The sequence below is a fragment of the Paracoccus alkenifer genome (genome assembly GCF_900108405.1).
GTDB classification, from domain to species: domain Bacteria; phylum Pseudomonadota; class Alphaproteobacteria; order Rhodobacterales; family Rhodobacteraceae; genus Paracoccus; species Paracoccus alkenifer.
The window spans coordinates 133,780-160,779 of sequence record NZ_FNXG01000004.1 but is presented as its reverse complement, the minus strand read 5'-3'; the positions used below and the strand labels follow the sequence as shown (position 1 = coordinate 160,779).

Sequence of the window (27,000 nt, the reverse complement as noted above, 5' to 3'; positions counted from 1 at the left end):
TTACGCCACCAGCGCCTCGGCCCGCTTGAGGTCCACGCTGACCAGCTGGCTGACCCCCGGTTCCACCATCGTCACCCCGAACAGCCGGTCCATGCGCGACATGGTGACCGCGTGGTGGGTGATGATCAAAAACCGCGTGTCGGTGCGCCGGGTCATCTCGTCCAGCAAGTCGCAGAACCGGGCCACGTTGGCGTCGTCCAAGGGCGCGTCGACCTCGTCCAGCACGCAGATCGGGGCGGGGGTGGCCAGGAACACCGCGAATATCAGCGCCAGCGCGGTCAGCGTCTGCTCACCCCCCGACAGCAGGCTAAGCGTGGACAGTTTCTTGCCCGGCGGCTGGCACATGATTTCCAGCCCGGCCTCAAGCGGGTCGTCGGATTCGACCAGCACCAGCCGCGCCTCGCCGCCGCCGAACAGATGGGTGAACAGGGTGGTGAAATTGCCGTTCACCGTGTCAAACGCCGCCAGCAGCCGCTCTCGCCCCTCGCGGTTGAGACTGCCGATACCGCCGCGCAGCTTGCGGATCGCCTCGGTCAGGTCCTGCTTTTCCGTCGCCAGCCGGTCGCGTTCGGTTTCCAGCTCGCTTTTGTCGGCGTCGGCGCGCAGGTTGACCGGCCCCAGCCCGTCGCGCTGGCTGCGCAGCCGGGCAATGTCGGTTTCCAGCTGCGTGGGTTCGGGCAGGGCGGCGGGGTCCAGCGTGTCGGCCAAGGCTGCCGGGGTGGTGTCGAGTTCCTCGGCGATGCGGGCGCTCGCCTGCGCCTGAGCCTCAAGCGCGGCGTCGCGGCGGGCCTCGCTGCGGGCGCGGGTTTCGCGGGCATCGGCGGCGGCGCGCTCGGCGTCGCGTTCAGCGGTGGTGGCGGCAAGCAGCGCGGCATCGGCGGTGGCAAGCGCGGCGCGGGCGCGGGTCACGCGGGCGTCGGCGTCAGCCATGCGCTGCGCCAGCACCTGCCGCTGTGCGGTCAGGGTTTCGGGCAGCGCCTCGGCCTGACCCAGCTCGGCGGCGGTGGTGCTGCGCCGTGCCGCCAACTCGCCGGCGCGGGTGCCGGCCTGTTCAAGCCGCAGCCGCCAGCCCGAATCCTCGCGCGAGATTTCTTGCAGCCGCTTGACCCGCGCGCTGCCCTCGCGGCGCAATTCGTCCAGCGCGCCGCGGCGGGTCAGGGTGGCGATGCGGGCGGCCTCGACGGCGGTTTTCGCCTGTTCGACGGCGGCGGCGGCATCACTGCGGTCGGGCAGGGCGGCCAGCGCGGCCTCGGCCTCGGCCAGACGGCGGGCGGCGTCGGCCTGGTCGCCCTCATGGCGGGCGCGTTCGGCACGGGCGGATTCGGTGCGGCCATGGGCCAGCGACAGGTCCGATTCGGCGCGGGTGGCGGCGCGCGAGACATCCGACAGCGCCCGTTCGGCGGCACGGCTGGCGTCGCGGGCCGAGGTTTCCGCGGTGGTTGCGTCCTTCAGCGCGGCGCGGGCGGCGTCATGGGCGGCGATGGCGGTCGCGGCGCGGGTGCGGGCGGTGTCGGCCAGCGCGGTGGCATCCCTGAGCCGGTTGACCTGTTGCAGATGCAACGCTGCCGCCGATCCCGCCTCGCCCGCCGGCAGCACCAGCCCGTCCCAGCGAAACAGATCGCCCGCAGCTGTGACCAGCCGTTGGCCGGGGCGCAGCCGGGGCTGCATCTGCGCGGCGGTGGCGGCGTCGGGGGCGATGCCGATCTGCGCCAGCCGCCGGGCCAGCGCCGGGGGCGCCTGCACCTGTGCGGCCAAGGGGGCGGCGCCATCGGGCAGCGCGGGGTCGTCCGGGGGGGCGGGCAGGCTGCGCCAGCCGGGGCCATGGTCGGTCGCGGGCAGCCGCAATTCGTCGCCAAGCGCCGCGCCCAGTGCGGCCTCGGACCCCGGCGCGACCGTGATTTCGTCCAGTATCGCCCCGCCCTCGGCCCGGCCGCGCGCGACCAGCCGCGACAGCGCCGCACATTCGGCCTGCAACGCGGCGGTTTCACCCTCGGCGGTGGCGCGGGCGGTGCGGGCGGAGGTTTCGGCATCGGCCGAGGCGGCGCGGGCGGCCTCGGTCGCGGCCAGCCGGGCCTCGGCCTCGGTTGCGGTGTCGGCGGCGCCCTGCTGCGCTACTTGCGCCTGTTGCAATGCGGCCGCGGCCTGTTGCCCGGCGGCATCGGCGCGCTGCACGGCATCGGTGGCCTCGGCCTGCGCGCGGGCGGCGCGGTCGCGCATGGCGCGCAGGTCATGGACCAGCCGTTCCGCGGATTGATGGCGGGCGGCGGCGCGGGCAGATTCGTCGGTCAACTCGCCCAACCGTGATTCCAGCTGGCGCAGTGCTGCCGCGGCCTCGGTCGCCGCGGATTCGGCTGTGGCCAGCCGGTCGTCGTGGCCGGCGTGGGCTTTCTCAAGCTCGGTCCGTTCCCAGTCCAGCCGGGCCAGAACCTCGCCCGCATCGCGGTTCAGCGCGGCCTCGCGTTCGATGTCGCGGTCAAGCTGGGCCAGCCGTGCCGACAGCGTGGCGATGGCGTCGCGGGCACGGGCATCGGCGTCGTCCAGCGATTCGGTTTCCGCCATCGCGCGGGTGCGGATGGCGGCGGCGATCGCGTCTTCTTCGCGCAGCGGCGGCAGTGCTGATTCGGCGGCGGCGCGGGCGGCGGTGGCGTCCCTTGCCCCGGCCTCTGCCGCCTGCGCGGCGCGCCCGTCGGCAGCCAGCGTCGCCTGCGCGTGATCCAGCGCCGCCTGCGCATCCGCCCAGCGACGATAGAGCAGCGCGCTTTCCGCGACCCGCAGCGCCGCCCCGATCTCGCGATAGCGCGCGGCGGTGCGGGCCTGCCGGGCCAGCGCCGCGGCCTGCGTGGACAGCTGGTCCAGCGTGTCGTCAACGCGGGCAAGGTTCTGTTCGGCCCCGTTCAGCTTCAGCTCGGCCTCGTGCCGGCGCTGGTAAAGCCCCCCGATGCCCGCGGCCTCTTCCAGCACCCGGCGGCGGGATTTCGGCTTGGCGTTGATCAGCTCGGAAATCTGGCCCTGCCGCACCAGCGCCGGCGATTGCGAGCCGGTCGAGGCATCCGCGAACAGCATCTGCACGTCGCGCGCCCGCACCTCGCGCCCGTTGATGCGATAGGCGGAACCGGCGTCGCGGGTGATCCGGCGGGTGATTTCCAGCGAATCGCTGTCGTTGAAACCCACCGGCGCCAGCCGCGCGCTGTTGTCGATGGCCAGCCCGACCTCGGCATGGGCGCGGGCGGGGCGGCGGGTGGTGCCGGCGAAGATCACGTCCTCCATCCCGTCGCCGCGCATGGCGGTGGGGCGGTTTTCGCCCATGACCCAGCGCAGGGCCTCAAGCAGGTTGGACTTGCCGCAGCCATTGGGACCGACCACGCCGGTCAGGCCCCGGCGGATGACCAGCTCGGTCGGGTCCACGAAGCTCTTGAAGCCGTTGAGGCGAAGGCGGTCGAACTGCACGGTTGGATCCCGGGGGCGGTTTTGTCCATTTTCGCGCGGGCAACCCGGCCGAGTCAAGGAAACACCGCAACATCTGGTGTGAGGTCGGCGGTTATCCACAAGTTGTCGCCGATTTTCCAAGCAGCGCAAAAAATTGCGGCGACAGGGCTTTCGTCGCGCACGGCTGCGCGGCAGGATGCGGGAATGGTTCCGGTGCTGTTCACGATCCTGGCATTCCAGCTGGCGGGCGAGGCGATCTCGCGCGCGCTTGACCTGCCCTTGCCGGGGCCGGTGGCGGGGCTGGTGCTGCTGCTGGCGGCGATGTGGCTGCGACCGGCGCTGGCCGAATGGCTGCGCGCTGCGGCGCAGGGCGTGCTGGCGCATCTGTCGCTGTTCTTTGTGCCCGCCGGGGTTGGGGTGATCGCGCATCTGTCGCTGCTGCGCGAGGACGGGGTGGCGCTGCTGCTGGCGATCCTTGGCTCGACGGTGCTGGCGCTGGTGGCGGGGGCGCTGGCCTTTACGCTGGTCGCGCGGCTGACCGGGCAAGAGGACGACCCATGACCGCCGATCCCGCGCTGATCTGGGCTTACCTGACGCAGGGGCCGCTGCTGTGGCTGACGGCGACGCTGGGTGCCTATGCGCTGGGGGATGCGGTGTCGCGCGCGATGAGGCGGCAAAGCTGGGCCAACCCGGTGCTGATCGCGGTGCTGGCGCTGGGGCTGCTGCTGACCGCGACGGGCACCGATTACGGCACTTATTTCGAGGGCGCGCAGTTCGTGCATTTCCTGCTGGGCCCGGCGACGGTGTGCCTGGCGCTGCCGATGCACGACAATCTGGCGCGGATGCGGGCGGCGGCGCTGCCCATCGTCGCCGGGCTGCTGGCGGGGTCGCTGGTGGCGGTGGGCTCGGCACTGGCGATTGCGCATCTGTTCGGGCTGGGGCCGCAGGTGCTGGCCTCGCTGGCGCCGAAATCGACCACCGCGCCGGTCGCCATCGGTATCGCCGAGCGGCTGGGCGGGCTGCCCACGCTGACCGCGGCGCTGGTGCTGATCACCGGGGTTTTCGGCGCCATGGTGGTCACGCCGCTGTTCGACGCGCTGGGGCTGCGCGACTGGCGGGCGCGCGGGCTGGCGGTGGGCACCGCCGCGCACGGCATCGGCACGGCGCGGGCGTTGCAGGTCAACCCCACGGCAGGGGCATTCGCCGGCATCGCCATGGGGTTGAATGCGGTGCTGACGGCGATTCTGGCGCCGCTGGTGCTGCGGTTGTTCGTGTGAGGGGCTGCCGGACCGGGGCGCTGCCCCGGACCCCGGGATATTTAAGAACCGCCCGAAGACCGGGAGGACGGGGCAGAAGCCGCATGAAAAAAAGCCGCCCCTGTGAGCGGCTTTTCTGCGTGAAGCTGGGCGGGATGAGGTCAGGCGGCCTCGGCGTTTTCGGCGGCCATGCGGCGTTCGCTTTCCTCGCGCGACAGCGCGACCGAGGTCCGCACGCCCTTGCCCACGAATTCCACCAGCCCCTTGACCACCCGTTCGTTCGGGTCGATGCCGGCGCAGCTCAGCACCTCGCGCCCGTCGCGCGAACGCGCCCAGCGGGCGATCTGTTCGGCGCCGTTGCCGTATTTCTTGTCGTCGGCGATGGCATCGTCCAACGCCGCCAGCACCACCGCCGCGAACAGCTTGCGGGCGCGCTGGCCCTGTTCGAAATTGAATGCCGAGCCGTCAACGAAATCACGCATCGAAGTCTTCCTGTTTCCATATCCCCCGCAACGCGGAGGAGCCGGGGCCGCCGAACCCCGTCATCTTTTGCCCTTGAGGGTGTTGCGAAGCCTTAGCCGTTCCGGCAGGTGATTCGTTATCCCTCTGGCCGCAAAGCGGCCATGCGTCTGGCGCAATCCCACCCGAGAGCTTTATTTTCCCCGGTTTTCAACGCAGTCCTATGGCAGATAATCCGCCTTGGCCGCTTGACAACCCCTTTAATGGTTCAAACCCGTCACAAAACATCTCTGGCCAGCCGATCCGCCTCTATCCGCGCAACTCTGGGCGGCGCGGCGGCCGGCTGGCAAGGATCACGCCCCCGATAACCAGCAACCCGGCCGCAAGTTCCAGCGGCCGGGGAATTTCCCCGAATACCGCCCAGGACGAGGCGATGCCGACGATGGGAACCAGCATCGACCATGGCGCGACCTCGCTGGCCGGATAGCGCGCCATCAGCGCGTTCCAGATGCCATAGCCGATTACGGTGGAAAACACCACGATATAGGCCAGCCCCAGATTGGCGGGGATCGCCTGCGGGTGCAGGGCGCCGGCCAGCGCCGGGCCGATCAGCGGCCGCTCGATCAGCAGCGACAGCGCCAGCAGCGGCAAGGGCGGCACCACCGCCATCCACATGGTCAGTTGCAGCGGGTCGGGCGCGCGCGCCAGCCGGGCCGAGACATTGCCGATCGCCCAGCCAAAGGCCGCCAGCAGCGTCAGCGCCATCGGCAGCCATGCCGCAGACAGCGCCCGGCTGGCGCCGATGATCGCCAGCCCCAGCACCGCAAGTGCGACACCGGCCAGCCGCCTTGGCGTCATCCGCTCGCCCAGGAACAGCACCGCCAGCAGGATGGTGAACGGGGCCGACGCCTGTAGCACCAGCGAGGCCAGCCCCACCGGCATTCCCGCCGCGATCCCGATATACAGAAACGAAAACTGCACCACCCCCAGCCCGACCCCTGTCCCGATCAGCCAGCGCAGCGGCACCTTGGGAAAGGGCACGAACAGCAGCGCCGGCAGCATCAGCAGAAAGCGCAGCGCCGCCGCCAGCAGCGGCGGGTAATGTTCCAGCGCCAGCGCCGTGGCGGGAAAGTTCAGCCCCCAGAGGATTGGCACCAGCAGGACCAGTCCGCGATCGCGCCCCTGCATCGGCCGCCCTTTCGTGACATCCGCGCGAGATGACCCGATCGCCGCGCCGGGCGCAAGCTCAGCCGAACAGGTCCAGCTGTTCGGGCGCGGGGCCGTCCGGCGGCGGGCACAGTGCCGACAGGGTGATGCCCAGCAGCCGCACCCCCCGCGGGTCGGGCAGCAGCTGCGGCAGCATCGCGACTGCCCGGCCCAGCAGCTCGGGCGCGGACCCCACCGGGCGCTCGGCGCTATGGGCGCGGGTGACGATGCGGAAATCGGCGTATTTCGCCTTGAGCGTGACCGTCCGCCCCGAAAGCTCGCGCGTCTCGGCATGGCGCCAGACCTTGGCGGCCAGCGGCTCCAGCGCGGCCCGTGCTGCGGGCAGGTCGTGGATGTCGTGTTCAAAGGTGGTTTCGGCGCCGATCGACTTGCGCTCGCGGTCGGGGCGCACCTCGCGGTGGTCGATGCCGCGGGCGATGTGCCAGTAATGCCGCCCGGCCTTGCCGAATTGCGCGGTCAGGAACTCAAGGCTCTGGCGGTGCAGGTCGGCGCCGGTGCGGATGCCGTGGCGTTCCATCCGCGCGGCGGTGGCGGGGCCGACGCCGTGGAACCGGCCCACGGGCAGGGGCAGCACGAAGCCCGGCCCCATCTCGGGCGGGATCACGAACAGCCCGTCGGGTTTGCGCTGGTCCGAGGCCAGCTTGGCCAGAAACTTGTTGTAGCTGACCCCGGCCGAGGCGGTCAGCCCGGTTTCCGCCCGGATCAGCGCCCGGATGTCCTGCGCGATGGCAGTGGCGCTGCGGCCCTGCAAATGATCGGTCAGGTCCAGATAGGCCTCGTCCAGCGACAGCGGCTCGATCAGCGGGGTGAAACGGGCGAAGATGCCGCGGATCCGGGCGCTGACGGCCTTGTAGACCTCGAATCGCGGCTTGACGAAGACGAGATCCGGGCACAGCCGCGCCGCCCTGACCGAGGGCATGGCCGAGCGCACGCCATAGGGCCGCGCCTCGTAGCTGGCGGCGGCCACCACGCCGCGCGCGGATGATCCGCCCACCGCCACCGGCCGGCCGCGCAGTTCCGGATTGTCGCGCTGTTCCACGCTGGCGAAGAACGCGTCCATGTCGATGTGGACGATGCGGCGGACAGGCTCGGGCGGCTCAGGGTCCATGGTTCACACCGCCGGCCATGGTGCCCGTAGGGTGCGTGGTTTCCACGCACCACACGCGGCGGTCGGTGCGTGGAAACCACACACCCTACAGAGCGGGGGATGCCGGCTTGTCGGTCGCGACGATCGCCGCGTCCCCGGCGGTCAGCGGCCCCGCCATGCGATCAAAGCGCAGATGCGCGATGCCGCGCCCGCCGGACCGGGTGTAAAGCACCCCCGCCTCGCGCCCGTTTTCGGTCAGGATGGGCGTGCCCGCCGGGGCCTCGCCCTCGACCCCCACCCCGACCAGGCCCTTGCGCAGCTGGGTCTTGTGGCGCATCCGGGCGGTGACCTCTTGCCCGACATAGCAGCCCTTGCGGAAATCGACGCCATGCAGGCGCTCGAACCCGGCTTCGAGGATATAGGTCTCGTTCGGGATCAGCTCGATCAGCGTTTCGGGGATGATATGGGCCACGCGAATCGCGTCCCAGTCGGTGCCGTCGTCGCCGGCGTTTTCCCCGTAAAGCCGCCAGCCGAGCGCCGGGTGCCGCGGGTCGGGGATGGCGCCCGCGGGCGCAGGCCCGGTGCCGCGCGTGACCTGCAACGGGGTTTCCGCCAGCTCGACCGCGGCGCGCAGCCGATACATCGACAGCCGCCGCATCAGGTCGTCCGCCAGCCGCGCATCCACGTCCAGCAGCAGCGAATCGTCGTCGGGCAGGATCAGGAAATCGGCCAGATACTTGCCCTGCGGCGTCAGCATCGCCGCCCAGCAGGGCGCGCGGGCCACGTCGTTGCTGACCAGCCCTTGCAGGAAACCGACCCGGTCCTCACCACTGACCCGCAGGATCTTGCGCATCATTCCCCCCCGAATTGTAGCCGGACAAGCGCGGCATAGGTGCCGTTCAGTTCCATTAGCTGGTCATGGCTGCCCTGTTCCACAACCCGCCCCGCCTCGATCACCACGATGCGGTCGGCGTTGCGGATGGTGGACAGGCGGTGCGCGATGACCAGCGTGGTGCGGCCGATGGACAGCTCGTCCAGCGCCTGCTGGACCAGCCGCTCGGACGCCACGTCCAGCGCGCTGGTGGCCTCGTCCAGCAGCAGCACCGGCGCGTTGCGTAGCAGGGCGCGGGCGATGGCGATGCGCTGGCGCTGCCCGCCCGACAGCGACGACCCGCGCGGCCCTGCCGGGGTGTTCAGCCCCAGGGGCAGCCCCTCGGCGAATTCGGGGACATGCGCGGCCAGCACTGCCGCTTGCAGTTGTGCCTCGGTCACGTCGGTGCCCAGCACCATGTTTTCGCGCAGGGTCTCGTCGAACAGCGCCGAATCCTGGCTGACGGTCGAGAACTGGTCGCGCAGCGTGGTCAGATCGAATTGCTGCACCGGCACGTCGCCGAGGCTGACCGTGCCCGAATCCGCATCGACCATCCGGGTCAGCAGGTTGAAGATGGTGGATTTCCCCGCCCCCGACGGCCCGACCAGCGCCGTGGTTTCGCCCGCCCGCGCGGTAAAGCCCAACCCGCGCAGCACCGGGTGGCCGTCATAGGACAGATGCACGTCGTCCAGCCTGATGGTGGTGTCGGGGGGCGGCTCGCGCCGTTCCCCCGAGGCGATGGTGGGCCGCATGTCGAAGATCGCGTAAAGCCGTTCCAGCGAGGCCGCCGCCGTCTGCCAGCTGCCGGCAAGCCCACCCAGCCGGCGCAGCGGCTGGAACGCCAGCGACAGCGCCGCAAAAAAGGACATGAAATCGCCCACGCTGCGTTCGCCGCTGGTGACCTGCGCGCCCCCCAGCGCCAGGACGCCGACAAAGCCCAGCCCGGTGACGATATCGACCAGCGCCGGCACCACCGCGTTCACCGCGCTCATCCTTGTCTCGGCGCGGCGGATGTCGCCGACCACCCGGGCAAAGCGGGCGGTCTGGTAATCCTCCATCTGATAAAGCCGGACGGCGCGGATGCCGTGCAGCACCTCGTCCAGCCGCGTGGCGCGGGCGCTTGCGGCGGCGCGGGTCTGGCGGGTCTTGCGCCGGATATAGCGCTGCACCAGCGCCGTGGGCAGGATCAGCAGCGGCGCGCCCACCAGTGCCGCGGCGGTCCACCACGGGTCGGTGGCGATCGCCACCCCGAACAGCGCCACCAGCGAGATCGCATCCCGCGCTGCCCCGGTGATGAAGGTGGTCCAGATCCCCTGCACCGCCTGGGTGTCGCCCTGGACCCGCTCGATCAGCGCGCCGGGCGGGTTGGTCTGAAAGAACGCCCCGTCGAGTGTCAGCAGGTGGCGCAGCAGGTCGGTCTGCATCCGCGTCGCGACCCCCTGCTGGACCGAGGTCAGGATCGCGCGTGTGATCACATAGGTGGTGGCGCGGACCAGGAACAGCGACAGGATCACGCCCCCGACCCACCACATCGCGCTTTCGTCGCGGCCGACGAACACCCGGTCGAACAGCGGCTTCAGCATCCAGCTGAGCAGCGCCAGCGTCGAGCCCTCGACCATCATCAGCACCGCGGCAACGCTCATGCCCGGCCAGTAGCGGCGCAGGTAATCCTGCCAGAGCCTTCCGAAAAGGCCGCGTTGTCGTTCGGCGCGTGACGGCATCCGGGCACTCCTGCGGTTCATGCGGGGATAGCCGGGGATGTCTGGCGCGACAAGTGGAGGGTGGGGAAAGGAGGGGCGCTGCCCCCCGGCCCGTCCCGGGCCTCACCCCGGGATACTTGGGGCAAGATGAAATCCCCGGGGGAGGCGGGCGCCGGGATGAGGCGCTGCTCCTTGGCCTGTGCCGCGAAATACATCGGCGCAACAGGAACGGGGCGCATGGTGCAATGGCCGCGCTGATGCGCTGGCACCGGGCAGGCGCGACACCTGCGGGCGCAGAATCGGACCTGAACTTGAGATGTTGCCTGAAAGCAATTGCCCTGCAAGAAACCGTTTCCACCCGGATGCGGATCGGCCGCGGCGGAATCAGCACCTTGCGGGGAAGCACTGTCTACTTGCGGGCCAGTGCCTGTTTGCCTTCGATCTCGGCCATCGTGGCGATGACCATGGCGAGGCGTTTCGAATCCGGGGGGTGCGTCCCCCAGAAGGACAGTTGGCCGGCCTTTGACCGGGTGGACTCGCTACGGGCGAAGAACTGGGCGCCTTTCACAGGATCATAGCCCGCAGCAGCCGCAATGCGCGTGCCAAGCATATCGCTTTCCAGCTCATAGGTCTGAGAATAGGCCACCTGACCGACCGCCGCGCCAAGTTCCACGCTTCGGCTGATGGCGTTGGGGTCATGGGATTGGCCAGCCGCCGCCGCCTGCGCGTTGCCATAGGCCGTGATCGCCCCCAAAATCAGGGCGCCCGCCATGGCTTGCTGTTGCTGTTTGGCGATATGCTGGCCAATCAAGTGTCCATATTCGTGGCCAAGGATGAATGCGACTTCGTCGTCGCTTTCCACGTCTTGCAGCATCGGCACTGTCAGTCGGATGACGGGGGCCTTGTTCCCCGGCTTGGCATAGGTGAAATATGCGTTCCGTTCGGCCATCGTGCGGTCGAGTTCCAGGGCGACCGCACAGTCGACCTGCTTGCTCGGTGCCAGTTCCTGCCGGCATAGTTGTTCTGCAACCGGCTGCACCCGCCGGGCAACGCGGTTGAACCGCTCTTCACCCGTTCGCGCGCTGGCCGGGCTTCGCGGTGGGGCTACCTGCGCCTGTGCGAACAGGATGCCGGCACGGTTGGTCGCGGCCTTGTCGACCCCAGGCATGTCGTAGGTGGTGCCGCAGCCGGCCAGCAGGCCGCATAGGGCCAGAACCGGCGAGAGCAGCCGGCCAAGGGCAAGGGTCATGATCCAACTCCGTAATCGCTTTCCGGGATGCGCCAGTCATCTCGGGCGCCCCGTATAATCACGGAATGGTGAGGTTATGAAGGGTGATCTGCCTAAAATCCCCCGCAATACCTAAGGCGAGCCCCCGCATTGATTATTCCGGTTCGGGCGGTGCGCCGGTGGCGGGGTTGGCGGTCAGCGATTCCATCTTGGCGGCGTCGGCGTTCGCGGCGCCGGGGGCGTGGATTTCCAGCCACTGCTGCATCCGGGCGATTTCGGCCTCTTGCGCGGCGATGATCTGTTCGGACATGGCGCGCAGCTCGGGGTTCTGGCCGAATTCCAGCTGGATGCGGGCCATGTCGATGGCGCCCTGGTGATGCGGGATCATGCCGCGGACGAAATCGACATCGGCATCGCCGGTCGGCGCGATCATCATCGCCGCGTGCATCTTGGCCATGGCCTGTTCATAGGCCCGATCAGCCGATGAGGGCGCGGCGGTGGCGACGGGGGCGCCCTCGTCTTGCGGCGGGGTCTGGGCGAATGCGGGCAGGGCCAGCAGCGTGGCGGCCGCAGCGGTCAGCAGTCGGGTGCGGATGGCGGGCATGGGATCCTCCGGGTTGCTCAAGGCCCAACGCAGGAACCTGCGGCACGGGGCCTGCACAAAACGGTGATCGTCGGTGTCAAGCCGCCTGCGCCGCGCCCTTACCCGCGCCGCAGCATCCGGAACACGGCCGAGGCCAGCGCCCCCGCCCCGATCGCGATGCCCAGCGACATCAGCCCATACCAGAAGGAATGGTTGATCGACAGCCGGTAGAGCCAGCGCTCGATCCCCACTTTTTCCACCCGGATCGGCACGGTGTTGCGGTCCACCACCTTGCCGCCGCGCAGCAGGAAGATGCGGGCGCGGTAATCGCCCTCGACCAGGTTCGACGGCATCACCACATCGGCGCGAAACAGGGTTTCGTCCACGATCTGCACGCTGCCCTCGTCCACGCGATAGCGCCCCGATTCGGTCCTGATGCGCAGCATCGCCTCGGTAAAGGCGGTGGCGTCCTCGACATCGACCGTCCCCAGCGCCCGGATCGCCAGTGCCGGGGAAATGCGGTGGCGCACGTCCTCGTCGGGGTCCAGCAGCAGATACAGCGGGGCCGAGCTGGCCACCGCGTAGAAATCGGGTGCCGCGCCGACCCTGAGCCTTGCCGTGTTCATCCAGATCGGGCCGACACGCCCCATGCGGCGCACGGTGACGCTTTGCGACGGTCCCTCCAGCGTGACGATGATGCCGGGGGATGTGTCGTCGGCTATCGGCTCGTTGCGGCGGATCGCCCCGTAGATGAGGATGTCCGAGCCGGTGAAGCTGGCGGTGATGTCCACCTCGTCCTGCGACAGCCCGGTGACGATCTGTTCGGGCCTTGGCGGGTCCGTGTCGCTGCGCGGCTGCGGGACTGCGGGTCCGCGTTCCAGCGGCGCGGGGGGGCCGATCATCATCGGCTCGGCCGTCGGTGCGGGGGTTTGCGCCGCGACCGGGCCGGCGAGGACGGCGGCTGCGGCGGCCGCCAGCCAGAGACGCGCCCCGGTCATTTCGCGGCGATCGAATAGAGGTCCGCCGGCGGCACCACCAGGTCAAAGGCGATCCTTGCGCAGACCGCCAGCACCAGCAGCGCCAGCAATATCCGCAGCTGTTCGCCCTTGAGCCGCGCCCCAAGCTGCGTGCCCAGCTGCGCGCCCACCACGCCGCCCATGATCAGCAGCACCGCCAGCATGATGTCCACGGTGTTGGAGCTGACCGCGTGCATCAGCGTGGTATAGCCACTGACCGCCGCGATCTGGAACAGCGAGGTGCCGATCACGACCTTGGTCGGCATCCCCAGCAGATAGATCATCGCCGGCACCATGATGAAGCCGCCGCCGACCCCCATGATCGCCGCCAGCACCCCCACGGCGATGCCCACCAGCAGCGGCGGCAGCACGCTGATATACAGTCCCGAGGTGCGGAATTTCATCTTCCACGGCAGGCGGTGGACCCAGCTGTGTTCATGCAGCCGCCGTCGCGGCGGCGTGGCGGAACGCGAGGCCATCAGCGCCGACAGGCTTTCGCGCAGCATGGTCAGCCCGATGAAGCCCAGAAACACCACATAGCTGAGCTGCACGACCAGATCGACCTGTCCCATCCGTTGCAGCAGCGCGAACACCCCGACGCCCAGCGTCGAGCCGACGACGCCTCCGATCAGCAGCACCACCCCCATGCGGATGTCGACCGATTTGCGCCGCAGATGCGCCAGCACCCCCGTCACCGACGAGGCCACCACCTGGTTGGCCCCGGTCGCCACCGCGATCGCCGGCGGAATCCCGATGAAAAACAGCAGCGGCGTGATCAGGAAACCTCCGCCCACGCCGAACAGGCCGCTCATCAGCCCGACGATGCCGCCAAGCCCGATCAGCGTCAGGGCGTTCACCGATACCTCGGCAATTGGAAGATAGATCTGCATGGCTGCCCGGATTTTCCCCATCCTGCTATCCATTGCCGGGGGCGTAAACCCCGATTCACCCCTTGGATCTCTGCGTCTTGCACGCAAGGCCCGGGCAGGGCAAATCAGGACATGGAAATCAGGGACAGGACCGCAGATCGCGCAAGCGGGCCACCGGCGGGGAAGATCATGCGGATACTCATCACGAACGACGACGGCATCAATGCGCCCGGGCTTTCGGCGCTGGCCGAGATCGCGGCCTCGGTCGCGGGCCCGACGGGCGAGGTCTGGACCGTGGCGCCGGCATTCGAGCAATCGGGCGTCGGCCATTGCATCAGCTATGCCCACCCGACGCTGATCGCGCAGCTGGGCCCGCGCCGCTGGGCGGCCGAGGGCAGCCCCGCCGATTGCGTGCTGGCCGGCCTGGGCGACATCATGCTGGACCGGCGCCCGGACCTGGTGCTGTCGGGGGTGAACCGAGGCAACAACGCCGGCGAGAACGCGATGTATTCCGGCACCGTCGGCGGCGCGATGGAGGGCGCGTTGCAGGGCGTGCGCTCGATTGCGCTGTCGCAGTATCTGGGGCCGGGCACCGCGCGGCTGGACGATCCGTTCGAATGTGCGCGCCGCCATGGGGCGCGGGTGGTGCGGGCGCTGCTCGATCACGCCGATTGGGGCGAATCCGACGAATACCCGTTGTTCTACAACGTGAATTTTCCGCCCTGCTCGGCCTCTGAGGTGCAGGGGATCCGGGCGGCCCCGCAGGGGCGGCGGGCGGATGTGCGCTTTGGGGTTCAGGCGCAGGTGGCGCCGAACGGGCGGCGGTTCCTGTGGATCGCGGGCGGCGGGCAGACGGCCTCGGCTGGCCCGGGCAGCGATGTCGAGGCGCTGCTGGCCAACCATGTCGCGGTGACGCCGATGCGCCCGGACCTGACCTGCAACGCCACCACCGACCGGCTGGCCCGGGTGCTGGGCGAGGTCTGAGCCATGGCCCCCGGTCCGGACAGTGATCACGATGCGCCTGATGGCGACGCCGGGGACCAGGCCGAGCGGCAGATGCGCTTTCTGTTCGCGCTGCGCTCGCGCGGGGTGACCGACCCGCGGGTGCTGGCCGCGATGGAGCGGATCGACCGCGGCGCCTTTGTCCGCGGCCATTTCGAGGATCGCGCCTACGAGGACACCCCCCTGCCCATCGCCTGCGGGCAGACGATCAGCCAGCCCTCGGTCGTGGGGCTGATGACGCAGGCGCTGAACCCGGGGCCGCGCGACACGGTGCTGGAAATCGGCACGGGGTCCGGCTATCAGGCGGCGGTGCTGTCGGTGCTGTGCCGCCGTGTGCTGACCGTGGACCGCCACCGCCGGCTGGTGGCCGAGGCCGAGGCGGTGTTTCGCGCCCAGGGGCTGACCAACATCACCGCGCGGGTGGCCGACGGCTCGTTCGGGTTGCCCGAACAGGCGCCCTTTGATCGCATCATGGTGACCGCAGCGGCCGAGGATCCGCCGGGCCCGCTGTTGTCGCAACTGAAGGTCGGCGGTATCATGGTGGTGCCGGTCGGACAGTCGGACGCGGTGCAGACGCTGATCCGCGTGACGCGGACCGAGACGGGCTTTGCCTATGACGAGATGCGGCAGGTGCGGTTCGTGCCGCTGGTCGAGGGGTTGGGACAGACATGACCCCCGACGCAACGACGGATGAGGACGGGCAGATGGTCAATTCGGAAGCTATGCGGACGCAAGAGCGCTTGGGGCCGGTGGTGAACGCCGCGCCAAGCGGCCGGCAGGGTGCCGGACGGGCACGCGGTGGCAGAACCGCCCGGCATCTGGCCGGCGTCATGGGCTGCGCGCTGGTGCTGGCGCTGGCCGGTTGCGCCCAGCAGGGCGCGGCGCCCGGCGCGGCGGGTGGTGCCGCGGGCACGCAGCAATCGGTGATCCCCGGCCTTGGCGGGTTGCAGATGCCGGTGCTGCGCTGGCCCTCGGGGGGGATCTTCGGCGGTGCTACGGGCGGGGCCGTGACCCAGCAGGTCACCGATCCGTTTGCCGGGCAGGGGGTGCAGGGCCAGTCGGGCGCCGGGGGGCAGCAGGCCGGCACTGCCGCGACCATCCATACGGTGGCCGCCGGCGAAACCGCGTGGTCCGTCGCGCGGCGCTACGGGATCACCGTGCAGGATCTGGCCCGCGCCAACGGCCTGCCCGAAACGATGACCGTCCGTGCCGGCCAGCGGCTGGCGATCCCGGCGACAGGCGCGGCAGGGCGCGCGGTGGTCGCGGCCCCCGGCGTCGGTTCGGCCACGCCACAGCCGCCCTCGTCCACCCAGCCGCTGCCGAACGAACAGACCCGCCCGGCAGGGGCGGCGGCGCCGGCCACGGCCGCGCCCGATCTGGGCCAGACCCGCACCGCGGCCTCGGGCAGCGGCAAGTTCGCGATGCCGGCCAGCGGCTCGATCATCCGCACCTACAAGAAGGGCTCGAACGAAGGCATCGACATCGCCGCCGCGCCCGGCTCGCCCGTCAAGGCGGCGGGCGGCGGGACCGTAGCGGCGGTAACGCGCGACACCGACGGCGTGCCCATCGTGGTGGTGCGCCACGACGACGGGCTGATGACCGTCTATGCCGGCGTCGACAAGCTGTCGGTCAACAAGGGCGACAGCGTGTCCCGCGGCCAGAGCATCGGCGCGGCCCGCAGCAGCGGCGTGCTGCATTTCGAGGTCCGCAACGGCTTCGACAGCGTGGACCCCGAGGGGTATCTGTAGGCCCCGCACGGGCGCCGGGCCGAGCCGCAAGGTTAACCGCGCGCCGGCGGAATGTGGTCCGCGCCGCCGCAAAATCCGGTGCGGCCATTGATGCGGCGCTGAAACCCGCGCGGCAGGGTGGGTCTTGGCTGCGGTGCCGGGATCAAGCGACGGTCCCCATCGTCGCCTTGCTGGCAGCAGACAGCGCGGGTGCCGGGGGTTGCCGTGTCGCGAGTTCCTGCCCGCCGCGGCGCCTGTGGGCTGCGGCAGACATGACAGCTGCGCCGCGCAGCAGGTCCGCAACGTTCCGGCGGCCACGGGGCGGTTTTCCCATGTTTCCGTTCAGGCTGCTGCCGCTGCCGGCCCCAGGCGACGGCTCCCGCCGTTGCCCTGCTGGCCGCCGACAGCGCGGGTGCGGGGAATCGGGGTTGCCCCGCAGCAGGTCCGCAACCTTCCGGCGACGCCGGGGCGGTTTTCCCTGCTTTCCGCTCAGGCTGCTGCCGGACGTGCCAGCGCCTCGGTCAGCGCGGCGGATAGTTCGGCGCGGATCATCAGCCGCAGTTCGGTATCAAGCCGGTGGCGCATCTCGCATTCCAGCTCGTCGCGCACTGCCTCGCGCAGCAGCGCGCGCAGCGGGTGGTCGGTGGCAGCCGCAAGGTCGGGACGAGGCGTCTGCGCGGCATGCAGCTGAGGCGCAGGCTCTGCCGCCGGTGCGTCGGCAGCCGCAACGGCGCCGGGATGAAGGGGCTGGACGGTGGTGTCGTGCGAGGCGAGCATATCGATTCCTTTGTCAAAGATGCGGTTTTCAAAGAGTTGAGGGCCAGCAGCCGGCCCATGCGATGCCGGTCCGTGCAGCGTTGATAACTCTGGCCCGGCTATCGGCTGGGCCAAGGTCTGCGGCAGCGGATTGTCGCGCATGTCCGGGGCAGCGGCCGGCGGCATCGCGGCGCCGGGCTTCGCTTGCGGGGCAGGCGGCGGCGTGGCGACCGCGGGCAAGGCAGCCCTGGCTGCGTGGACAGGGGGCGTTTCTGCCGCGATCAGCGCATCCGGCCTAAGCCGAAACGGCGCGCCGTCATGCGCGGATCCCCGGGTATCGGCCGCGTGGCCGACCTGCCCGACAGACGTGTTCTCGTTGGAAATCAGCCGCCGGATCGAGGCGAGCACATCGCCGGTTTCCCCCGGCTGCGGGGGTATCTGCGCGGGGGCGGTCATGGCGCACCCCCTGCGACAAGGCGATCAGTTCTGCTTGCCGATCGCGCGCAGCACGCGGTCGAGGTTTTCCCCCTGCGTGCTGGTATAGGGCGCATTGCGCACCGCGTTGTAATAGGCCGATGGGTCATAGGTCGGAATCCCCAGCTTCAGGTGTTCTACCGTCAGCAAACCCATAGACGCCAAGAGTTGATAATGTGCTAATTGCAGGTTGGCTTCTGCAGTAATTTTATCGGCCCGTGCCTGAAGCAGGTTCTGTTCCGCGTCCAGCACGTCCAGCGTGGTGCGCGCGCCCAGCATCGCTTCCTCGCGCACGCCTTCGTAAGCCTGTTGCGCGGCAGAGATCTGTTCGTCGATGGCGCCGATCTGGGCGCGGGCAACGTCGATATTCGCCCAGGCCACGGCCACGGACTGATCGACCTGCCGCGACACGTTCAGCAGCACCGAGCGCGCCGAATCACGCTGCGCCATGGCGCGGCGATGGGCCGCGGGCAGGCGGCCGCCGGAATACAGCGTCTGGCTGGCCTGAACGCCGGCGCGCAGGGTCGAGGGATCCTGGGTGCGCCGGGTCGCAACGCCACCGATGGCGGCGTCGCCCGAACTGCGCGAGGTGCCCAGCCCGACGCTGCCGGTGACGATCGGATTGCGCTCGGCCGCGGCGGCGGCCACGCCCAGCTCGGCCGCGGCGACGGTGCGCTTGGTCTGGCGGATCGTGGGATGGCTGCTGCGCGCCGTGTCCTGCGCCGTGGCCAGCGAGGCCGGACGCTTGGGCAGCGGCGGCGGCGGGTCCAGCCGACCCGGCCCACGGCCCACGGCGGCGCGATAGCTTTCACGCGCGATTTCCAGCTGGCCCTGCGCCGCCGCCCGCCCGGCGCGGCTTGCCGCCAGCCGCGCATCGGCCAGCGCCACGTCGGTCGAGGTGATCTCGCCCACGTCGAAACGGTCCTGCGCGGCCTGCCGTTCGCGGGTCAGCACGGTGACCGAATTTTCCTGCAACGCCACCTGCTGTTCGGCGCTGCGCACGTCCAGAAACGCCTGCACCGCGCTCAGCAGCACGTCCTGTTCCACCGCGACCAGCGATTCGCGGGTGGCCAGCACCTGTTCCTTGGCGATGTCGATGGCCAGCTGGTTGCGGCCCCAGTCGAACAGCGTCATCTGCGCGTTCAGATCCAGCGAGGTCGAGACGCTTTCCGCCCCGTCCACCTGCTGGAAATTATGCGAGGCGGCCCATTGCAGCACCGGCCGCAGCGAGGCCATGGCCGCGGCCACATCCTCGTCCGCGGCGCGCAGCACGGCGCGGTTCTGGTCCAGCAGCGCCGAATGGCGATAGGCGCCGACCAGCGTATCGGCCAGCGATTCGGCCCATGCCGCGGGCGAGGACAGCAGCGTGCCCAGCGCAAGGGCGGCGACGGCAAGACGGCGGCGGATCATAGCGAAAATTCCGGGCGTTGTGCAAAGCCGGGCAGCACCGGGGCGATGGCGTTGAAGGCATAGCGCCAGGTGATCGCCCCATCGAGCTTGATCCCCAGCCGCGCGACGCCCAGCGCGCCTTCGCGAAACAGGGCGATGATGCGGCCGCCCTCGGCCAGCTGCCCGGCGATGGTGTCGGGAAAGACCTGCGCCCCGCCGCCGACGAGGATCGCATCATAGGGGGCCTGCGCGGCGTGGCCCTGCGCCAGCGCGCCTTGCACCACGGCGACGTTGTCGGCGCCCCATGCGGCAAGGTTGCGGGTCGCGGCGGCGGCAAGGTCTGCGTCCTCTTCGAGCGCGACCACCGCCTGCGCCAGCTGGCCCAGCACCGCGGCGGAATAGCCCAGCCCGGTGCCGATATCGAGCACCAGGTCGCCGGGCTGCACGTCAAGCGTGTCGATCATCTTGGCCAGGGTGCGCGGCTCAAGCAGCACGCGGCCGTGGCCCAGTTCGATATTCTCGCCGACATAGGCGACGTCGCGGCGGGATTCGGGGACGAAATCCTCGCGCGGGACTGCGAGCATGGCGGCGATGACGTTGTATTTCGTCACGTCGTTGGGGCGGACCTGCGTGTCCACCATCATCGTGCGGCGATCCTGGAAATCGGTCATGGGGGCAAAATCCGGCTGTCGGTTCAGGCGCATCTTTGCCACGATCGGCCGGCAGGGGCAACGCCGCAACACCAAGGGCTGCTTGCGGCATGGAAGCGCGGGGGTTGCAGCAGGGCGTGGCAAGGGGTTCGCGGGGGCGGAAACGGTGCCGTTTCCATTTGCAGCCGTTGCAGGCAGGATACCCGCCACAACCGTTTCAGGAGCCCGCCATGACCCAGCGCCAGACCGCCCGCATCGCCATCGTCACCGTGTCAGACCGCGCCAGTCGCGGCGAATACGAGGATCGCAGCGGCCCCGCCGCCGAGGCCTGGCTGCACGATGTGGTGATCTCGGACATGCAGGTCACCCGCCATGTCATCCCCGACGGGCGCGAGGGCGTGGCCGCGACCCTGCGCAAGCTGGCCGACGGCGAGGGCGCGGACCTGATCCTGATTTCCGGCGGCACCGGCCCCGCGCCGCGCGACGAGACCCCCGAGGCGCTGGGCGACGTGATCGAAAAGGAGCTGGCGGGTTTCGGCGAGGAAATGCGCCGCGCCAGCCTGGCCGAGGGCGTGCCGACCGCGATCCTGTCGCGCCAGACCGCCGGCATCCGCGACGCCTGCCTGATGATCCTGCTGCCCGGCAAGCCCGCCGCCATCGACACCTGCCTGAACGCGGTATTCGCGGCGGTGCCCTATTGCCTGGACCTGATCGGGGCCGGCCGGATCGAGACGGACCCCGGCAAGATCAAGGCGTTCCGGCCGAAGGTCTGAGCCCGTCGCGCTGTGCAACCGGGGCTCTGCCCCGGACCCCGGGATATTTGGGTGATGAAGAAGAGCGGGCGGCCGTCAGGCGGCCCGCAGCAGCGTCACCAGCGTGTCGCTGTAGCGGCGCTGGTCGATCTGGGTCAGGCCGGGCGGGGGCAGGGGGGTGGTGTCTTCTTCCCACACCACCAGCGCGCCGGGGGCGAGCCAGTTGCCGGCGAGGGCCGAGGTCAGCGCGGCCTCGCCCAGCCGCTGGCCGTAGGGGGGGTCGAGGAAGATGAGATCATAGGCGTCGCCGCGGTTTTCGCCCAGATTGGTCGCGTCGCGGCGCCAGATGTCGGTGGCGCCCATCGCGCGGGATTTTTCCACATTCTCGCGCAGCAGGGCGCGGGCGGTGGCGCCGTCGTCCACGAAAGTCACGCGGGCGGCTCCGCGCGACAGCGATTCCAGCCCCAGCGCCCCGGTGCCCGCGAACAGGTCGAGCACGCGGGCGCTCTCGAACGCAAAGCCGTGGCTGTTCTGGATCAGGTTGAACATGGATTCGCGCACCCGGTCCGAGGTCGGGCGCAGATGCGCGGCTTTGTCGCCGGTGCCGACATCGGCCAGCCTGAGCCCGCGCAGGCGGCCAGAGACGATTCGCATGGGTGGTCCTTTCCTGCGGCCCGGACGGCAGAGGCTTTCACTTTGCCGCGAGAAATGGCAAGCCGCCCCGAAAACCAGAGGTGCGACATGCAGATCGAGGAAACCGCCCTGCCCGGCGTGCTGGTGCTGACCCCGGCGCGGTTCGGCGATCACCGCGGCTTCTTTTCGGAAAGCTGGAACCGGCGGACGCTGGAACAGGCGGGGGTGCAACTGCCGGAATTCGTGCAGGACAACCATTCGCTGTCGGGGCGGGCGGGGACGCTGCGCGGGCTGCATTACCAGGCGCCGCCCCATGCGCAGGGCAAGCTGGTGCGCTGCGGGCGCGGGCGGCTATACGACGTGGCGGTGGATGCGCGGCGCGGCTCGGCCCATTACGGACGCTGGGTCGGGGTCGAGCTGAGCCATGACAATGGTCGCCAGCTGTGGGTGCCGCCGGGGTTCCTGCACGGGTTCGTCACGCGTGAGGACGACACCGAGATCATCTATAAATGCACCGCGCATTATGATGCGGCGTCCGACGGGGCGGTGCGCTGGGATTCGCTGGGGATCGACTGGGGCGTCGCGGCGCCGGTGCTGTCCGACAAGGACGCAGCGGCGCCGGCGTTTGCGGACTGGCAGTCGCCGTTCGAGGTGTGAGATGAAGATACTGGTAACCGGGGGGGCGGGGTTCATCGGCTCGGCCGTGGTGCGGCTGGCGGTTTCGCGCGGGCATCAGGTGGTGAATCTGGATGCGCTGACCTATGCGGCCAACCTTGAAAACGTGGCGGACGTGGCGGACAGCCCGCTTTACGCGTTCGAGCACGCCGATATCCGGGACCGCGCGGCGCTGGACCGCATCCTTGCCACCCATCGCCCCGATGCGGTGATGCATCTGGCGGCGGAAAGCCATGTCGACCGTTCCATCGACGGGCCGGGCGCGTTCATCGAGACCAATATCACCGGCACCTACAATCTGCTTGAGGCCGCGCGGGGATATTGGCTGTGCGAGGGCCGGCCCGAGGGATTCCGCTTTCACCATATCTCGACCGACGAGGTGTTCGGCAGTCTTGGCCCGACCGGACAGTTCACCGAAACCACGCCCTATGACCCGCGCAGCCCCTATTCGGCCAGCAAGGCCGCCAGCGACCATCTGGTGCGGGCGTGGCATGAGACCTACGGGTTGCCGGTGGTGCTGACCAATTGTTCCAACAACTACGGGCCGTATCATTTCCCCGAAAAGCTGGTGCCGGTGGTGATCCTGAATGCGCTGCACGGGCGCGAGATCCCGGTCTACGGCGACGGCGGCAACGTCCGCGACTGGCTGTATGTCGAGGATCATGCCGATGCGCTGCTGCTGTGCATGGAAAAGGGGGCGGTCGGGCGCAGCTACAATATCGGCGGCGAGAACGAGGCCACGAATATTGATCTGGTGCGGATGATCTGCGCGCATCTGGATACGCTGCGCCCGCAGGCCGCACCGCATGAGCGGCTGATCCGCTTTGTCGCCGACCGCCCAGGCCACGACCGCCGCTATGCCATCGACCCCAGCCGGATCCGGGACGAGCTGGGCTGGCACCCCTCGGTCACGGTGGACGAGGGGCTGCGCCGCACCGTCGCCTGGTATCTGGACAACGAATCCTGGTGGCGGCCGCTGCTGGACCGCGAGGGTGTCGGCCAGCGGCTGGGGACGGGCTGAGATGCGCGGCCGCATGGGTATTTGGGCCAGAAAGAAGCTTGCCCGCGTCATGGGGGCGGCGTGATGGCGGGGCGGCGTTCGCTGTTTCTGCATGTGGGTCTGCCGCATTGCGGATCCTCGGCCTTGCAGGACTGGGCCGCGACCAACCGCGCGCTGATGGCCTCGCAAGGGCTGGTCTGGCCCGGGGTGGATGATTGCGGGCTGATGGCCGGGCGGCACCGCTGGCTGGTCGAGGCGCTGCTCGAAGGCCCCGACGAGCGCCTGCCCGAGGTTCTGGCCGGCGCGGGCGGCGACGTGCTGATCTCGGCCGAGGGGCTGTCGCTGCATTTCCACGATTTCCCGCTTGAACGGCTGGAGTGGTTCCGGCAGGCGACCGTGGGCTGGGACGTGCGGCTGATCCTGATGACCCGCGATCTGTCGGGCTGGCAGCGTTCCATGTGGAAACAATGCATGATCAATCGCCCCGAGCCGGGGATGGATTTCGCGCTAAGCCTCGACATGGCCGATTTCGCCGCCCGGCCGCGGGTGCAGCAGCTGACCGACCTCAAGGGGTTGCGGCGTGATCTGGCCGCGGGTTTCGGCGCGCGTGACGTGATCGAGCTGTCCTCGCTGGACGACTGGATGCCGAAACTGGCCCGCGCGCTTGAGGTCGATCCGGCCCGCGCCACCATCCCGGCGCGGCGCCATGAATCCATCGCCGATTCGGTGGTGCCGGTGGTGCTGGCGATCAACGCGCTGGGCGAATCGGGCGGGCCGCGTGATGCGCTGCTGGCCTTGATGCAGGAAACGCTGGATACACGAAACGACACGCTGCGCGAGCTGGCGCGCCAGCAGGGCGGGGCCATTGCCGGCGTGGCGGATGCGCTGGCGGCGGCGCTGGCGCAGATGGAAACCACCTGCGCCGGGCAGCCGACCTCGGGGTGGTTGTTGCAGGCGATGGCCGAGGAACTGGACCGCAGGACGACGGGGGCGGCATGACGGAACTGCTGATCTTTGGCCGCACCGGGCAGGTGGCGATGGAACTGGCGCGGCTGGCCCCCGGCGCGCGGCTGCTTGGCCGTGACGAGGCCGACCTGACCCACCCCGACGCCTGCGCCGCGCTGATCCACGAGGCCGCGCCCGCCGCCGTCATCAACGCCGCCGCCTATACCGCCGTGGACCGCGCCGAAAGCGATGCCGAGACCGCGCGGCTGGTCAATGGAGAGGCCCCCGGCGCCATGGCCGCGGCCTGTGCCGGGCTGGGGATTCCGTTTCTGCATGTCTCGACCGATTACGTCTTTGACGGCTCGGGCACGACCCCGCGGCCTGAGGATGCCCCGACCGGCCCGCTGGGTGTCTACGGCCAGACCAAGCTGGAGGGCGAGGCCGCCATCGCGAGCGCCGGCGGGCAATGGGCGGTGCTGCGCACCAGTTGGGTGTTTTCCGCCCATGGCAATAATTTCGTGCGCACCATGCGCAGGCTGGGGGCCGAGCGCGACCGGCTGACCATCGTCGCCGACCAGATCGGCGGCCCCACCCCGGCCGCCGACATCGCCGCCGCGCTGCTGACCATGGCGCAGGCGATGCGCGCCGACCCCTCTCTGGGCGGCACCTACCATTTCGCCGGCGCCCCCGACATCAGCTGGGCGGGCTTCGCGCGCGAGATCTTTGCCCGCTCGGGGCTGGCGCCCGAGGTTCAGGACATCCCGACCAGCGCCTACCCTACGCCCGCGCGCCGGCCGCTGAACTCGCGGCTGGACTGCACGGCGATCGCGCGCGACTTTGGCATCGCGCGGCCCGACTGGCGCAAGGGTCTCGACCGCGTGATAACGGAGCTGAACGCATGATCATCACCACATCGGGGCGCAAGGGCATCATCCTGGCCGGCGGCTCGGGGACGCGGCTTTATCCGATCACCATGGGGCTGTCGAAACAGCTGCTGCCGATCTATGACAAGCCGATGATCTATTACCCGCTGTCGGTGCTGATGCTGACCGGCATCCGCGAGATCGCGATCATCACCACGCCGGACGACCAGACCCAGTTCCAGCGCCTGCTGGGCGACGGCAGCCAATGGGGGTTGCGGCTGGAATGGATCGTCCAGCCTAGGCCGGAGGGTCTGGCGCAGGCCTATATCCTGGCCGAGGATTTTCTGGCCGGCGCGCCCTCGGCCATGGTGCTGGGCGACAACATTTTCTACGGCCACGGGCTGACGCAGCTGCTGGCGGCCGCCGATGCGCGGGCCGAGGCGACGGTGTTCGGCTATCACGTCGCCGACCCGGAACGCTACGGCGTGGTCGCTTTTGACGAACACGACCGGGCGGTGCAGATCATCGAAAAACCCGCGCAGCCGCCCTCGAACTACGCAGTCACAGGGCTTTACTTTCTTGACGCCGACGCGCCGCGCCGCGCGCGGCAGGTGCAGCCCTCGGCCCGCGGAGAACTGGAAATCACCACCCTGCTGGAAACCTATCTGCACGAGGGCCGGCTGACCGTGGAAAAGATGGGCCGAGGCTATGCCTGGCTCGACACCGGCACACACGCCAGCCTGCTGGACGCGGGGAATTTCGTGCGCACGCTGGAACAGCGCCAAGGGATGCAGTCCGGCTGCCCCGACGAGATCGCCCATCTGCAAGGCTGGATCAGCGACGACGATCTGCGCGCCCGCGCAAGGATGTTCGGCAAGAATGACTATGGCAGATATCTGGCCCGGCTGCTGGACTGACGGCCTCCGGCCCGCCGCTTTCATCTTGCCGGAAATATCCTCCGGGGGTGCGGGGGTGGAAAACCCCCGCTTGCGGCGGTGACGCAAGCGCCCCGGCTCAGTCGGGAACCAGCATGTATCCCGCGCCGCGCACGGTTTGCAGATAGCGCGGCTCGCGCGGGTCGGGTTCGATCTTGCGGCGCAGGCGGGTGATCTGCACGTCGATGGCGCGCTCGGAATTCTCGCCCGCCTCGTCGGGGTCGCGGCCCAGTTCCTCGATCAGGGTGGGGCGGTCCACGGCCTCGCGCGGGGTCTGGGCCAGCCGACGCATCAGCGCCTGTTCGGTGCCGGTCAGGCGCACCGGGGTGTCGCCTTGCCACAACTCGCCCTTGGCGCCGTCGTAGCGCAGCGGCCCCAGCGACAGGAACTTGGGCCCCTGACTGGTCACCGAGGGCATCCGCCGCAGGATCGCCGCGATCCGCAGCAGCAGCTCGCGCGGCTCGAAGGGCTTGGCCAGATAGTCGTCGGCCCCCGATTCCAGCCCGGTGATGCGGTCGTCGGTGTCGCCGCGCGCGGTCAGCAGCAGGATCGGGGTGTCGCCCTGTTTGCGCAGGGCACGGGTCAGCTCCAGCCCGTCTTCGCCCGGCATCATCACATCCAGCACGATCAGGTCGAACTCCAGCCCCGCCAGCAGCCGGCGGGCTTGCGCCGCGTCGCGGGCGGCGGTGACGAAATAGCCGCTGCGCACCAGGAACCGGCGCAGAAGCGAGCGGATGCGCTCGTCGTCGTCCACGATCAGCAGGTGGGCCTCGGGGTGATCGGGCAAGGGGCTGGAGGGCTGGTTCATTCGGCGGCCTCGGTGCGGGATGCCATTGAGGGCGGGGCTGCGGGCGGGTGCGGCGGGGGCAGGGTCCGGAAGCGGTCGAGCATCTCTGCGTCCATCATTGCCTCGAGCACAAGCCGGAAGCCTTCGACCGCCTGTGGTCCGGCGGCGTGATAGGCGGCGCGGACCCGGGCGCGCTGCGCCTGCGACAGGCGGCGTTCCAGCGCTGCGCCCTTGTCGGTCAGGTAAAGCTGACGCTCGCGCCGGTCGCGGCTGCCGATGCGGCTGTCCACCAGCCCGTCCTCGATCAGGGCGCGCAGCACCCGGTTCAGCGATTGCTTGGTCACCCCCAGCACCGCCAGCAGCGCCGTGACTGTCAGCCCCGGGTCGCGGTTGATGAAATGCAGCGTCCGGTGATGGGCGCGGCCGTAGCCGATCTGGTCCAGGATCAGGTCGGGGTCCGAGGTGAAGGCGCGATAGGCGAAATACATCGCCTCGATCCCGCGCCGGACCTGTTCGTCGCTGGCCGCGGATCCGCAGCCCGTATCCGTGGCGTTTCGCGCTGCGTGGTGCTGCATGGATATTTCCCTCGCTCTCGGGCCAAGGATAGGACAGTGATGTTGACTTTCCAAGAAACAATCTCTAGCGCTGTCCAGGACGCAACTTTTCGCCCGTGGGCCGGGGTTGTGCGAC

27 protein-coding genes are annotated in these 27,000 nt (G+C 69.7%); 11 read left to right on the top strand and 16 right to left on the bottom strand.

All coding sequences use genetic code 11. The features are described 5' to 3' along the window. Nucleotides 1-3,447 carry a chromosome segregation SMC family protein gene (locus tag BLW83_RS11220; protein ID WP_090848318.1) on the bottom strand — a complete coding sequence of 1,149 codons (3,447 nt, stop codon included), beginning with the start codon at nt 3,445-3,447 and terminating at the stop codon, nt 1-3. Nucleotides 3,448-3,630: 183 nt separating this feature from the next. On the opposite strand from BLW83_RS11220, the gene BLW83_RS11215 reads away from it, so the two are divergent. Further along, the gene (locus BLW83_RS11215) at nt 3,631-3,987 is read left to right on the top strand and encodes a CidA/LrgA family protein (protein WP_090848317.1); all 357 of its coding nucleotides are present in this window, start codon (nt 3,631-3,633) and stop codon (nt 3,985-3,987) included. Continuing rightward, a complete protein-coding gene (locus BLW83_RS11210; RefSeq protein WP_090848316.1) occupies nt 3,984-4,703 on the top strand; it encodes an LrgB family protein in 720 nt (239 codons plus the stop codon). Before BLW83_RS11215 ends, BLW83_RS11210 begins: the two co-directional genes overlap by 4 nt. Nucleotides 4,704-4,843: 140 nt before the next feature. Here BLW83_RS11210 and BLW83_RS11205 read toward each other — a convergent pair whose 3' ends face one another. From BLW83_RS11205 to BLW83_RS11165, 9 genes are all read right to left on the bottom strand, one after another. Then, the gene (locus BLW83_RS11205; RefSeq protein ID WP_090848315.1) at nt 4,844-5,164 is read right to left on the bottom strand and encodes a DUF6280 family protein; all 321 of its coding nucleotides are present in this window, start codon (nt 5,162-5,164) and stop codon (nt 4,844-4,846) included. Nucleotides 5,165-5,450: 286 nt separating this feature from the next. Continuing rightward, nucleotides 5,451-6,329 carry an EamA family transporter gene (locus BLW83_RS11200; protein ID WP_090848314.1) on the bottom strand — a complete coding sequence of 293 codons (879 nt, stop codon included), beginning with the start codon at nt 6,327-6,329 and terminating at the stop codon, nt 5,451-5,453. Between the two features lie 58 nt (nt 6,330-6,387). Beyond that, the gene (dinB, locus tag BLW83_RS11195) at nt 6,388-7,476 is read right to left on the bottom strand and encodes a DNA polymerase IV (protein ID WP_090848313.1); all 1,089 of its coding nucleotides are present in this window, start codon (nt 7,474-7,476) and stop codon (nt 6,388-6,390) included. 85 nt (nt 7,477-7,561) lie between these two features. Next, on the bottom strand, nt 7,562-8,308 hold the full coding sequence (gene ygfZ / locus BLW83_RS11190) for a CAF17-like 4Fe-4S cluster assembly/insertion protein YgfZ (RefSeq protein WP_090848312.1): 747 nt from the start codon (nt 8,306-8,308) through the stop codon (nt 7,562-7,564). Continuing rightward, nucleotides 8,308-10,047, bottom strand: coding sequence for an ABC transporter ATP-binding protein (locus BLW83_RS11185; protein ID WP_090848311.1), 1,740 nt, complete (start codon nt 10,045-10,047; stop codon nt 8,308-8,310). Before BLW83_RS11185 ends, ygfZ begins: the two co-directional genes overlap by 1 nt. Nucleotides 10,048-10,435: 388 nt before the next feature. Next, nucleotides 10,436-11,275, bottom strand: a complete 840-nt coding sequence (locus tag BLW83_RS11180) for a M48 family metallopeptidase (protein WP_245728813.1) — start codon at nt 11,273-11,275, stop codon at nt 10,436-10,438. 133 nt (nt 11,276-11,408) lie between these two features. After that, complete coding sequence (copM, locus tag BLW83_RS11175) at nt 11,409-11,858, bottom strand: CopM family metallochaperone (RefSeq protein ID WP_090848310.1); 450 nt, start codon at nt 11,856-11,858, stop codon at nt 11,409-11,411. Nucleotides 11,859-11,956: 98 nt separating this feature from the next. After that, nucleotides 11,957-12,835 carry a TIGR02186 family protein gene (locus BLW83_RS11170; protein WP_245728812.1) on the bottom strand — a complete coding sequence of 293 codons (879 nt, stop codon included), beginning with the start codon at nt 12,833-12,835 and terminating at the stop codon, nt 11,957-11,959. Beyond that, nucleotides 12,832-13,743 carry a sulfite exporter TauE/SafE family protein gene (locus BLW83_RS11165; RefSeq protein ID WP_090848309.1) on the bottom strand — a complete coding sequence of 304 codons (912 nt, stop codon included), beginning with the start codon at nt 13,741-13,743 and terminating at the stop codon, nt 12,832-12,834. Before BLW83_RS11165 ends, BLW83_RS11170 begins: the two co-directional genes overlap by 4 nt. A gap of 168 nt (nt 13,744-13,911) precedes the next feature. On the opposite strand from BLW83_RS11165, the gene surE reads away from it, so the two are divergent. Genes surE through BLW83_RS11150 form a run of 3 tightly spaced genes read left to right on the top strand, consistent with a single transcriptional unit; the run spans nt 13,912 to nt 16,472 of the window. Beyond that, nucleotides 13,912-14,706 (top strand): 5'/3'-nucleotidase SurE, encoded by a 795-nt coding sequence (gene surE, locus BLW83_RS11160; protein WP_090848308.1) that lies wholly within the window; start codon nt 13,912-13,914, stop codon nt 14,704-14,706. A gap of 3 nt (nt 14,707-14,709) precedes the next feature. Next, the gene (locus BLW83_RS11155) at nt 14,710-15,396 is read left to right on the top strand and encodes a protein-L-isoaspartate(D-aspartate) O-methyltransferase (protein ID WP_090848307.1); all 687 of its coding nucleotides are present in this window, start codon (nt 14,710-14,712) and stop codon (nt 15,394-15,396) included. Next, entirely contained in the window at nt 15,393-16,472 is a 1,080-nt protein-coding gene (locus tag BLW83_RS11150) for a M23 family metallopeptidase (RefSeq protein ID WP_090848306.1), read from the top strand. Before BLW83_RS11155 ends, BLW83_RS11150 begins: the two co-directional genes overlap by 4 nt. Nucleotides 16,473-16,940: 468 nt before the next feature. Here BLW83_RS11150 and BLW83_RS15500 read toward each other — a convergent pair whose 3' ends face one another. The 3 genes from BLW83_RS15500 to BLW83_RS11135 all read right to left on the bottom strand — a co-directional run bounded on the left by BLW83_RS15500 (nt 16,941) and on the right by BLW83_RS11135 (nt 19,741). Further along, entirely contained in the window at nt 16,941-17,228 is a 288-nt protein-coding gene (locus tag BLW83_RS15500; protein WP_143042830.1) for a hypothetical protein, read from the bottom strand. Nucleotides 17,229-17,687: 459 nt separating this feature from the next. Next, nucleotides 17,688-19,091 (bottom strand): TolC family outer membrane protein, encoded by a 1,404-nt coding sequence (locus BLW83_RS11140; RefSeq protein ID WP_090848304.1) that lies wholly within the window; start codon nt 19,089-19,091, stop codon nt 17,688-17,690. Further along, entirely contained in the window at nt 19,088-19,741 is a 654-nt protein-coding gene (locus BLW83_RS11135) for a protein-L-isoaspartate O-methyltransferase family protein (RefSeq protein ID WP_090848494.1), read from the bottom strand. The genes BLW83_RS11140 and BLW83_RS11135 overlap by 4 nt, the downstream gene beginning before the upstream one ends. Nucleotides 19,742-19,950: 209 nt before the next feature. Here BLW83_RS11135 and mog point away from each other — a divergent pair, with 209 nt between their 5' ends. After that, complete coding sequence (gene mog, locus BLW83_RS11130; RefSeq protein ID WP_090848303.1) at nt 19,951-20,493, top strand: molybdopterin adenylyltransferase; 543 nt, start codon at nt 19,951-19,953, stop codon at nt 20,491-20,493. Between the two features lie 75 nt (nt 20,494-20,568). On the opposite strand, the gene rsmD is transcribed toward mog, so the two are convergent. Further along, nucleotides 20,569-21,126: a 16S rRNA (guanine(966)-N(2))-methyltransferase RsmD gene (gene rsmD / locus BLW83_RS11125; protein ID WP_090848302.1), complete on the bottom strand. Its 558-nt coding sequence runs from the start codon at nt 21,124-21,126 to the stop codon at nt 20,569-20,571. An 87-nt stretch (nt 21,127-21,213) separates the two neighbouring features. Here rsmD and rfbC point away from each other — a divergent pair, with 87 nt between their 5' ends. The 5 genes from rfbC (at nt 21,214) to rfbA (ending at nt 25,505) form a co-directional block, all read left to right on the top strand. Next, nucleotides 21,214-21,762, top strand: a complete 549-nt coding sequence (gene rfbC / locus BLW83_RS11120; RefSeq protein WP_090848301.1) for a dTDP-4-dehydrorhamnose 3,5-epimerase — start codon at nt 21,214-21,216, stop codon at nt 21,760-21,762. Nucleotide 21,763: 1 nt separating this feature from the next. Further along, nucleotides 21,764-22,801 carry a dTDP-glucose 4,6-dehydratase gene (rfbB, locus tag BLW83_RS11115; RefSeq protein WP_090848300.1) on the top strand — a complete coding sequence of 346 codons (1,038 nt, stop codon included), beginning with the start codon at nt 21,764-21,766 and terminating at the stop codon, nt 22,799-22,801. 63 nt (nt 22,802-22,864) lie between these two features. Beyond that, complete coding sequence (locus tag BLW83_RS11110) at nt 22,865-23,779, top strand: hypothetical protein (RefSeq protein WP_090848299.1); 915 nt, start codon at nt 22,865-22,867, stop codon at nt 23,777-23,779. Then, nucleotides 23,776-24,627 carry a dTDP-4-dehydrorhamnose reductase gene (rfbD, locus tag BLW83_RS11105; protein WP_090848298.1) on the top strand — a complete coding sequence of 284 codons (852 nt, stop codon included), beginning with the start codon at nt 23,776-23,778 and terminating at the stop codon, nt 24,625-24,627. Before BLW83_RS11110 ends, rfbD begins: the two co-directional genes overlap by 4 nt. After that, nucleotides 24,624-25,505 carry a glucose-1-phosphate thymidylyltransferase RfbA gene (gene rfbA / locus BLW83_RS11100; RefSeq protein ID WP_090848297.1) on the top strand — a complete coding sequence of 294 codons (882 nt, stop codon included), beginning with the start codon at nt 24,624-24,626 and terminating at the stop codon, nt 25,503-25,505. The genes rfbD and rfbA overlap by 4 nt, the downstream gene beginning before the upstream one ends. Nucleotides 25,506-25,602: 97 nt before the next feature. On the opposite strand, the gene BLW83_RS11095 is transcribed toward rfbA, so the two are convergent. Beyond that, complete coding sequence (locus tag BLW83_RS11095) at nt 25,603-26,331, bottom strand: response regulator (protein ID WP_090848296.1); 729 nt, start codon at nt 26,329-26,331, stop codon at nt 25,603-25,605. Continuing rightward, nucleotides 26,328-26,885 carry a MarR family winged helix-turn-helix transcriptional regulator gene (locus tag BLW83_RS11090; protein WP_090848295.1) on the bottom strand — a complete coding sequence of 186 codons (558 nt, stop codon included), beginning with the start codon at nt 26,883-26,885 and terminating at the stop codon, nt 26,328-26,330. The genes BLW83_RS11095 and BLW83_RS11090 overlap by 4 nt, the downstream gene beginning before the upstream one ends. Nucleotides 26,886-27,000 lie beyond the last annotated feature (115 nt).

Excerpts from the sequence above, each read along its gene's own strand:
- BLW83_RS11215 (WP_090848317.1), top strand. The coding sequence starts at position 3,631 with ATGGTTCCGGTGCTGTTCACGATCCTGGCATTCCAGCTGGCGGGCGAG.
- BLW83_RS11210 (WP_090848316.1), top strand. The coding sequence starts at position 3,984 with ATGACCGCCGATCCCGCGCTGATCTGGGCTTACCTGACGCAGGGGCCG.
- BLW83_RS11205 (WP_090848315.1), bottom strand. The coding sequence starts at position 5,164 with ATGCGTGATTTCGTTGACGGCTCGGCATTCAATTTCGAACAGGGCCAG.
- BLW83_RS11200 (WP_090848314.1), bottom strand. The coding sequence starts at position 6,329 with ATGCAGGGGCGCGATCGCGGACTGGTCCTGCTGGTGCCAATCCTCTGG.
- dinB (WP_090848313.1), bottom strand. The coding sequence starts at position 7,476 with ATGGACCCTGAGCCGCCCGAGCCTGTCCGCCGCATCGTCCACATCGAC.
- ygfZ (WP_090848312.1), bottom strand. The coding sequence starts at position 8,308 with ATGCGCAAGATCCTGCGGGTCAGTGGTGAGGACCGGGTCGGTTTCCTG.
- BLW83_RS11185 (WP_090848311.1), bottom strand. The coding sequence starts at position 10,047 with ATGCCGTCACGCGCCGAACGACAACGCGGCCTTTTCGGAAGGCTCTGG.
- BLW83_RS11180 (WP_245728813.1), bottom strand. The coding sequence starts at position 11,275 with ATGACCCTTGCCCTTGGCCGGCTGCTCTCGCCGGTTCTGGCCCTATGC.
- copM (WP_090848310.1), bottom strand. The coding sequence starts at position 11,858 with ATGCCCGCCATCCGCACCCGACTGCTGACCGCTGCGGCCGCCACGCTG.
- BLW83_RS11170 (WP_245728812.1), bottom strand. The coding sequence starts at position 12,835 with ATGACCGGGGCGCGTCTCTGGCTGGCGGCCGCCGCAGCCGCCGTCCTC.
- BLW83_RS11165 (WP_090848309.1), bottom strand. The coding sequence starts at position 13,743 with ATGCAGATCTATCTTCCAATTGCCGAGGTATCGGTGAACGCCCTGACG.
- surE (WP_090848308.1), top strand. The coding sequence starts at position 13,912 with ATGCGGATACTCATCACGAACGACGACGGCATCAATGCGCCCGGGCTT.
- BLW83_RS11155 (WP_090848307.1), top strand. The coding sequence starts at position 14,710 with ATGGCCCCCGGTCCGGACAGTGATCACGATGCGCCTGATGGCGACGCC.
- BLW83_RS11150 (WP_090848306.1), top strand. The coding sequence starts at position 15,393 with ATGACCCCCGACGCAACGACGGATGAGGACGGGCAGATGGTCAATTCG.
- BLW83_RS15500 (WP_143042830.1), bottom strand. The coding sequence starts at position 17,228 with ATGCTCGCCTCGCACGACACCACCGTCCAGCCCCTTCATCCCGGCGCC.
- BLW83_RS11140 (WP_090848304.1), bottom strand. The coding sequence starts at position 19,091 with ATGATCCGCCGCCGTCTTGCCGTCGCCGCCCTTGCGCTGGGCACGCTG.
- BLW83_RS11135 (WP_090848494.1), bottom strand. The coding sequence starts at position 19,741 with ATGACCGATTTCCAGGATCGCCGCACGATGATGGTGGACACGCAGGTC.
- mog (WP_090848303.1), top strand. The coding sequence starts at position 19,951 with ATGACCCAGCGCCAGACCGCCCGCATCGCCATCGTCACCGTGTCAGAC.
- rsmD (WP_090848302.1), bottom strand. The coding sequence starts at position 21,126 with ATGCGAATCGTCTCTGGCCGCCTGCGCGGGCTCAGGCTGGCCGATGTC.
- rfbC (WP_090848301.1), top strand. The coding sequence starts at position 21,214 with ATGCAGATCGAGGAAACCGCCCTGCCCGGCGTGCTGGTGCTGACCCCG.
- rfbB (WP_090848300.1), top strand. The coding sequence starts at position 21,764 with ATGAAGATACTGGTAACCGGGGGGGCGGGGTTCATCGGCTCGGCCGTG.
- BLW83_RS11110 (WP_090848299.1), top strand. The coding sequence starts at position 22,865 with ATGGCGGGGCGGCGTTCGCTGTTTCTGCATGTGGGTCTGCCGCATTGC.
- rfbD (WP_090848298.1), top strand. The coding sequence starts at position 23,776 with ATGACGGAACTGCTGATCTTTGGCCGCACCGGGCAGGTGGCGATGGAA.
- rfbA (WP_090848297.1), top strand. The coding sequence starts at position 24,624 with ATGATCATCACCACATCGGGGCGCAAGGGCATCATCCTGGCCGGCGGC.
- BLW83_RS11095 (WP_090848296.1), bottom strand. The coding sequence starts at position 26,331 with ATGAACCAGCCCTCCAGCCCCTTGCCCGATCACCCCGAGGCCCACCTG.
- BLW83_RS11090 (WP_090848295.1), bottom strand. The coding sequence starts at position 26,885 with ATGCAGCACCACGCAGCGCGAAACGCCACGGATACGGGCTGCGGATCC.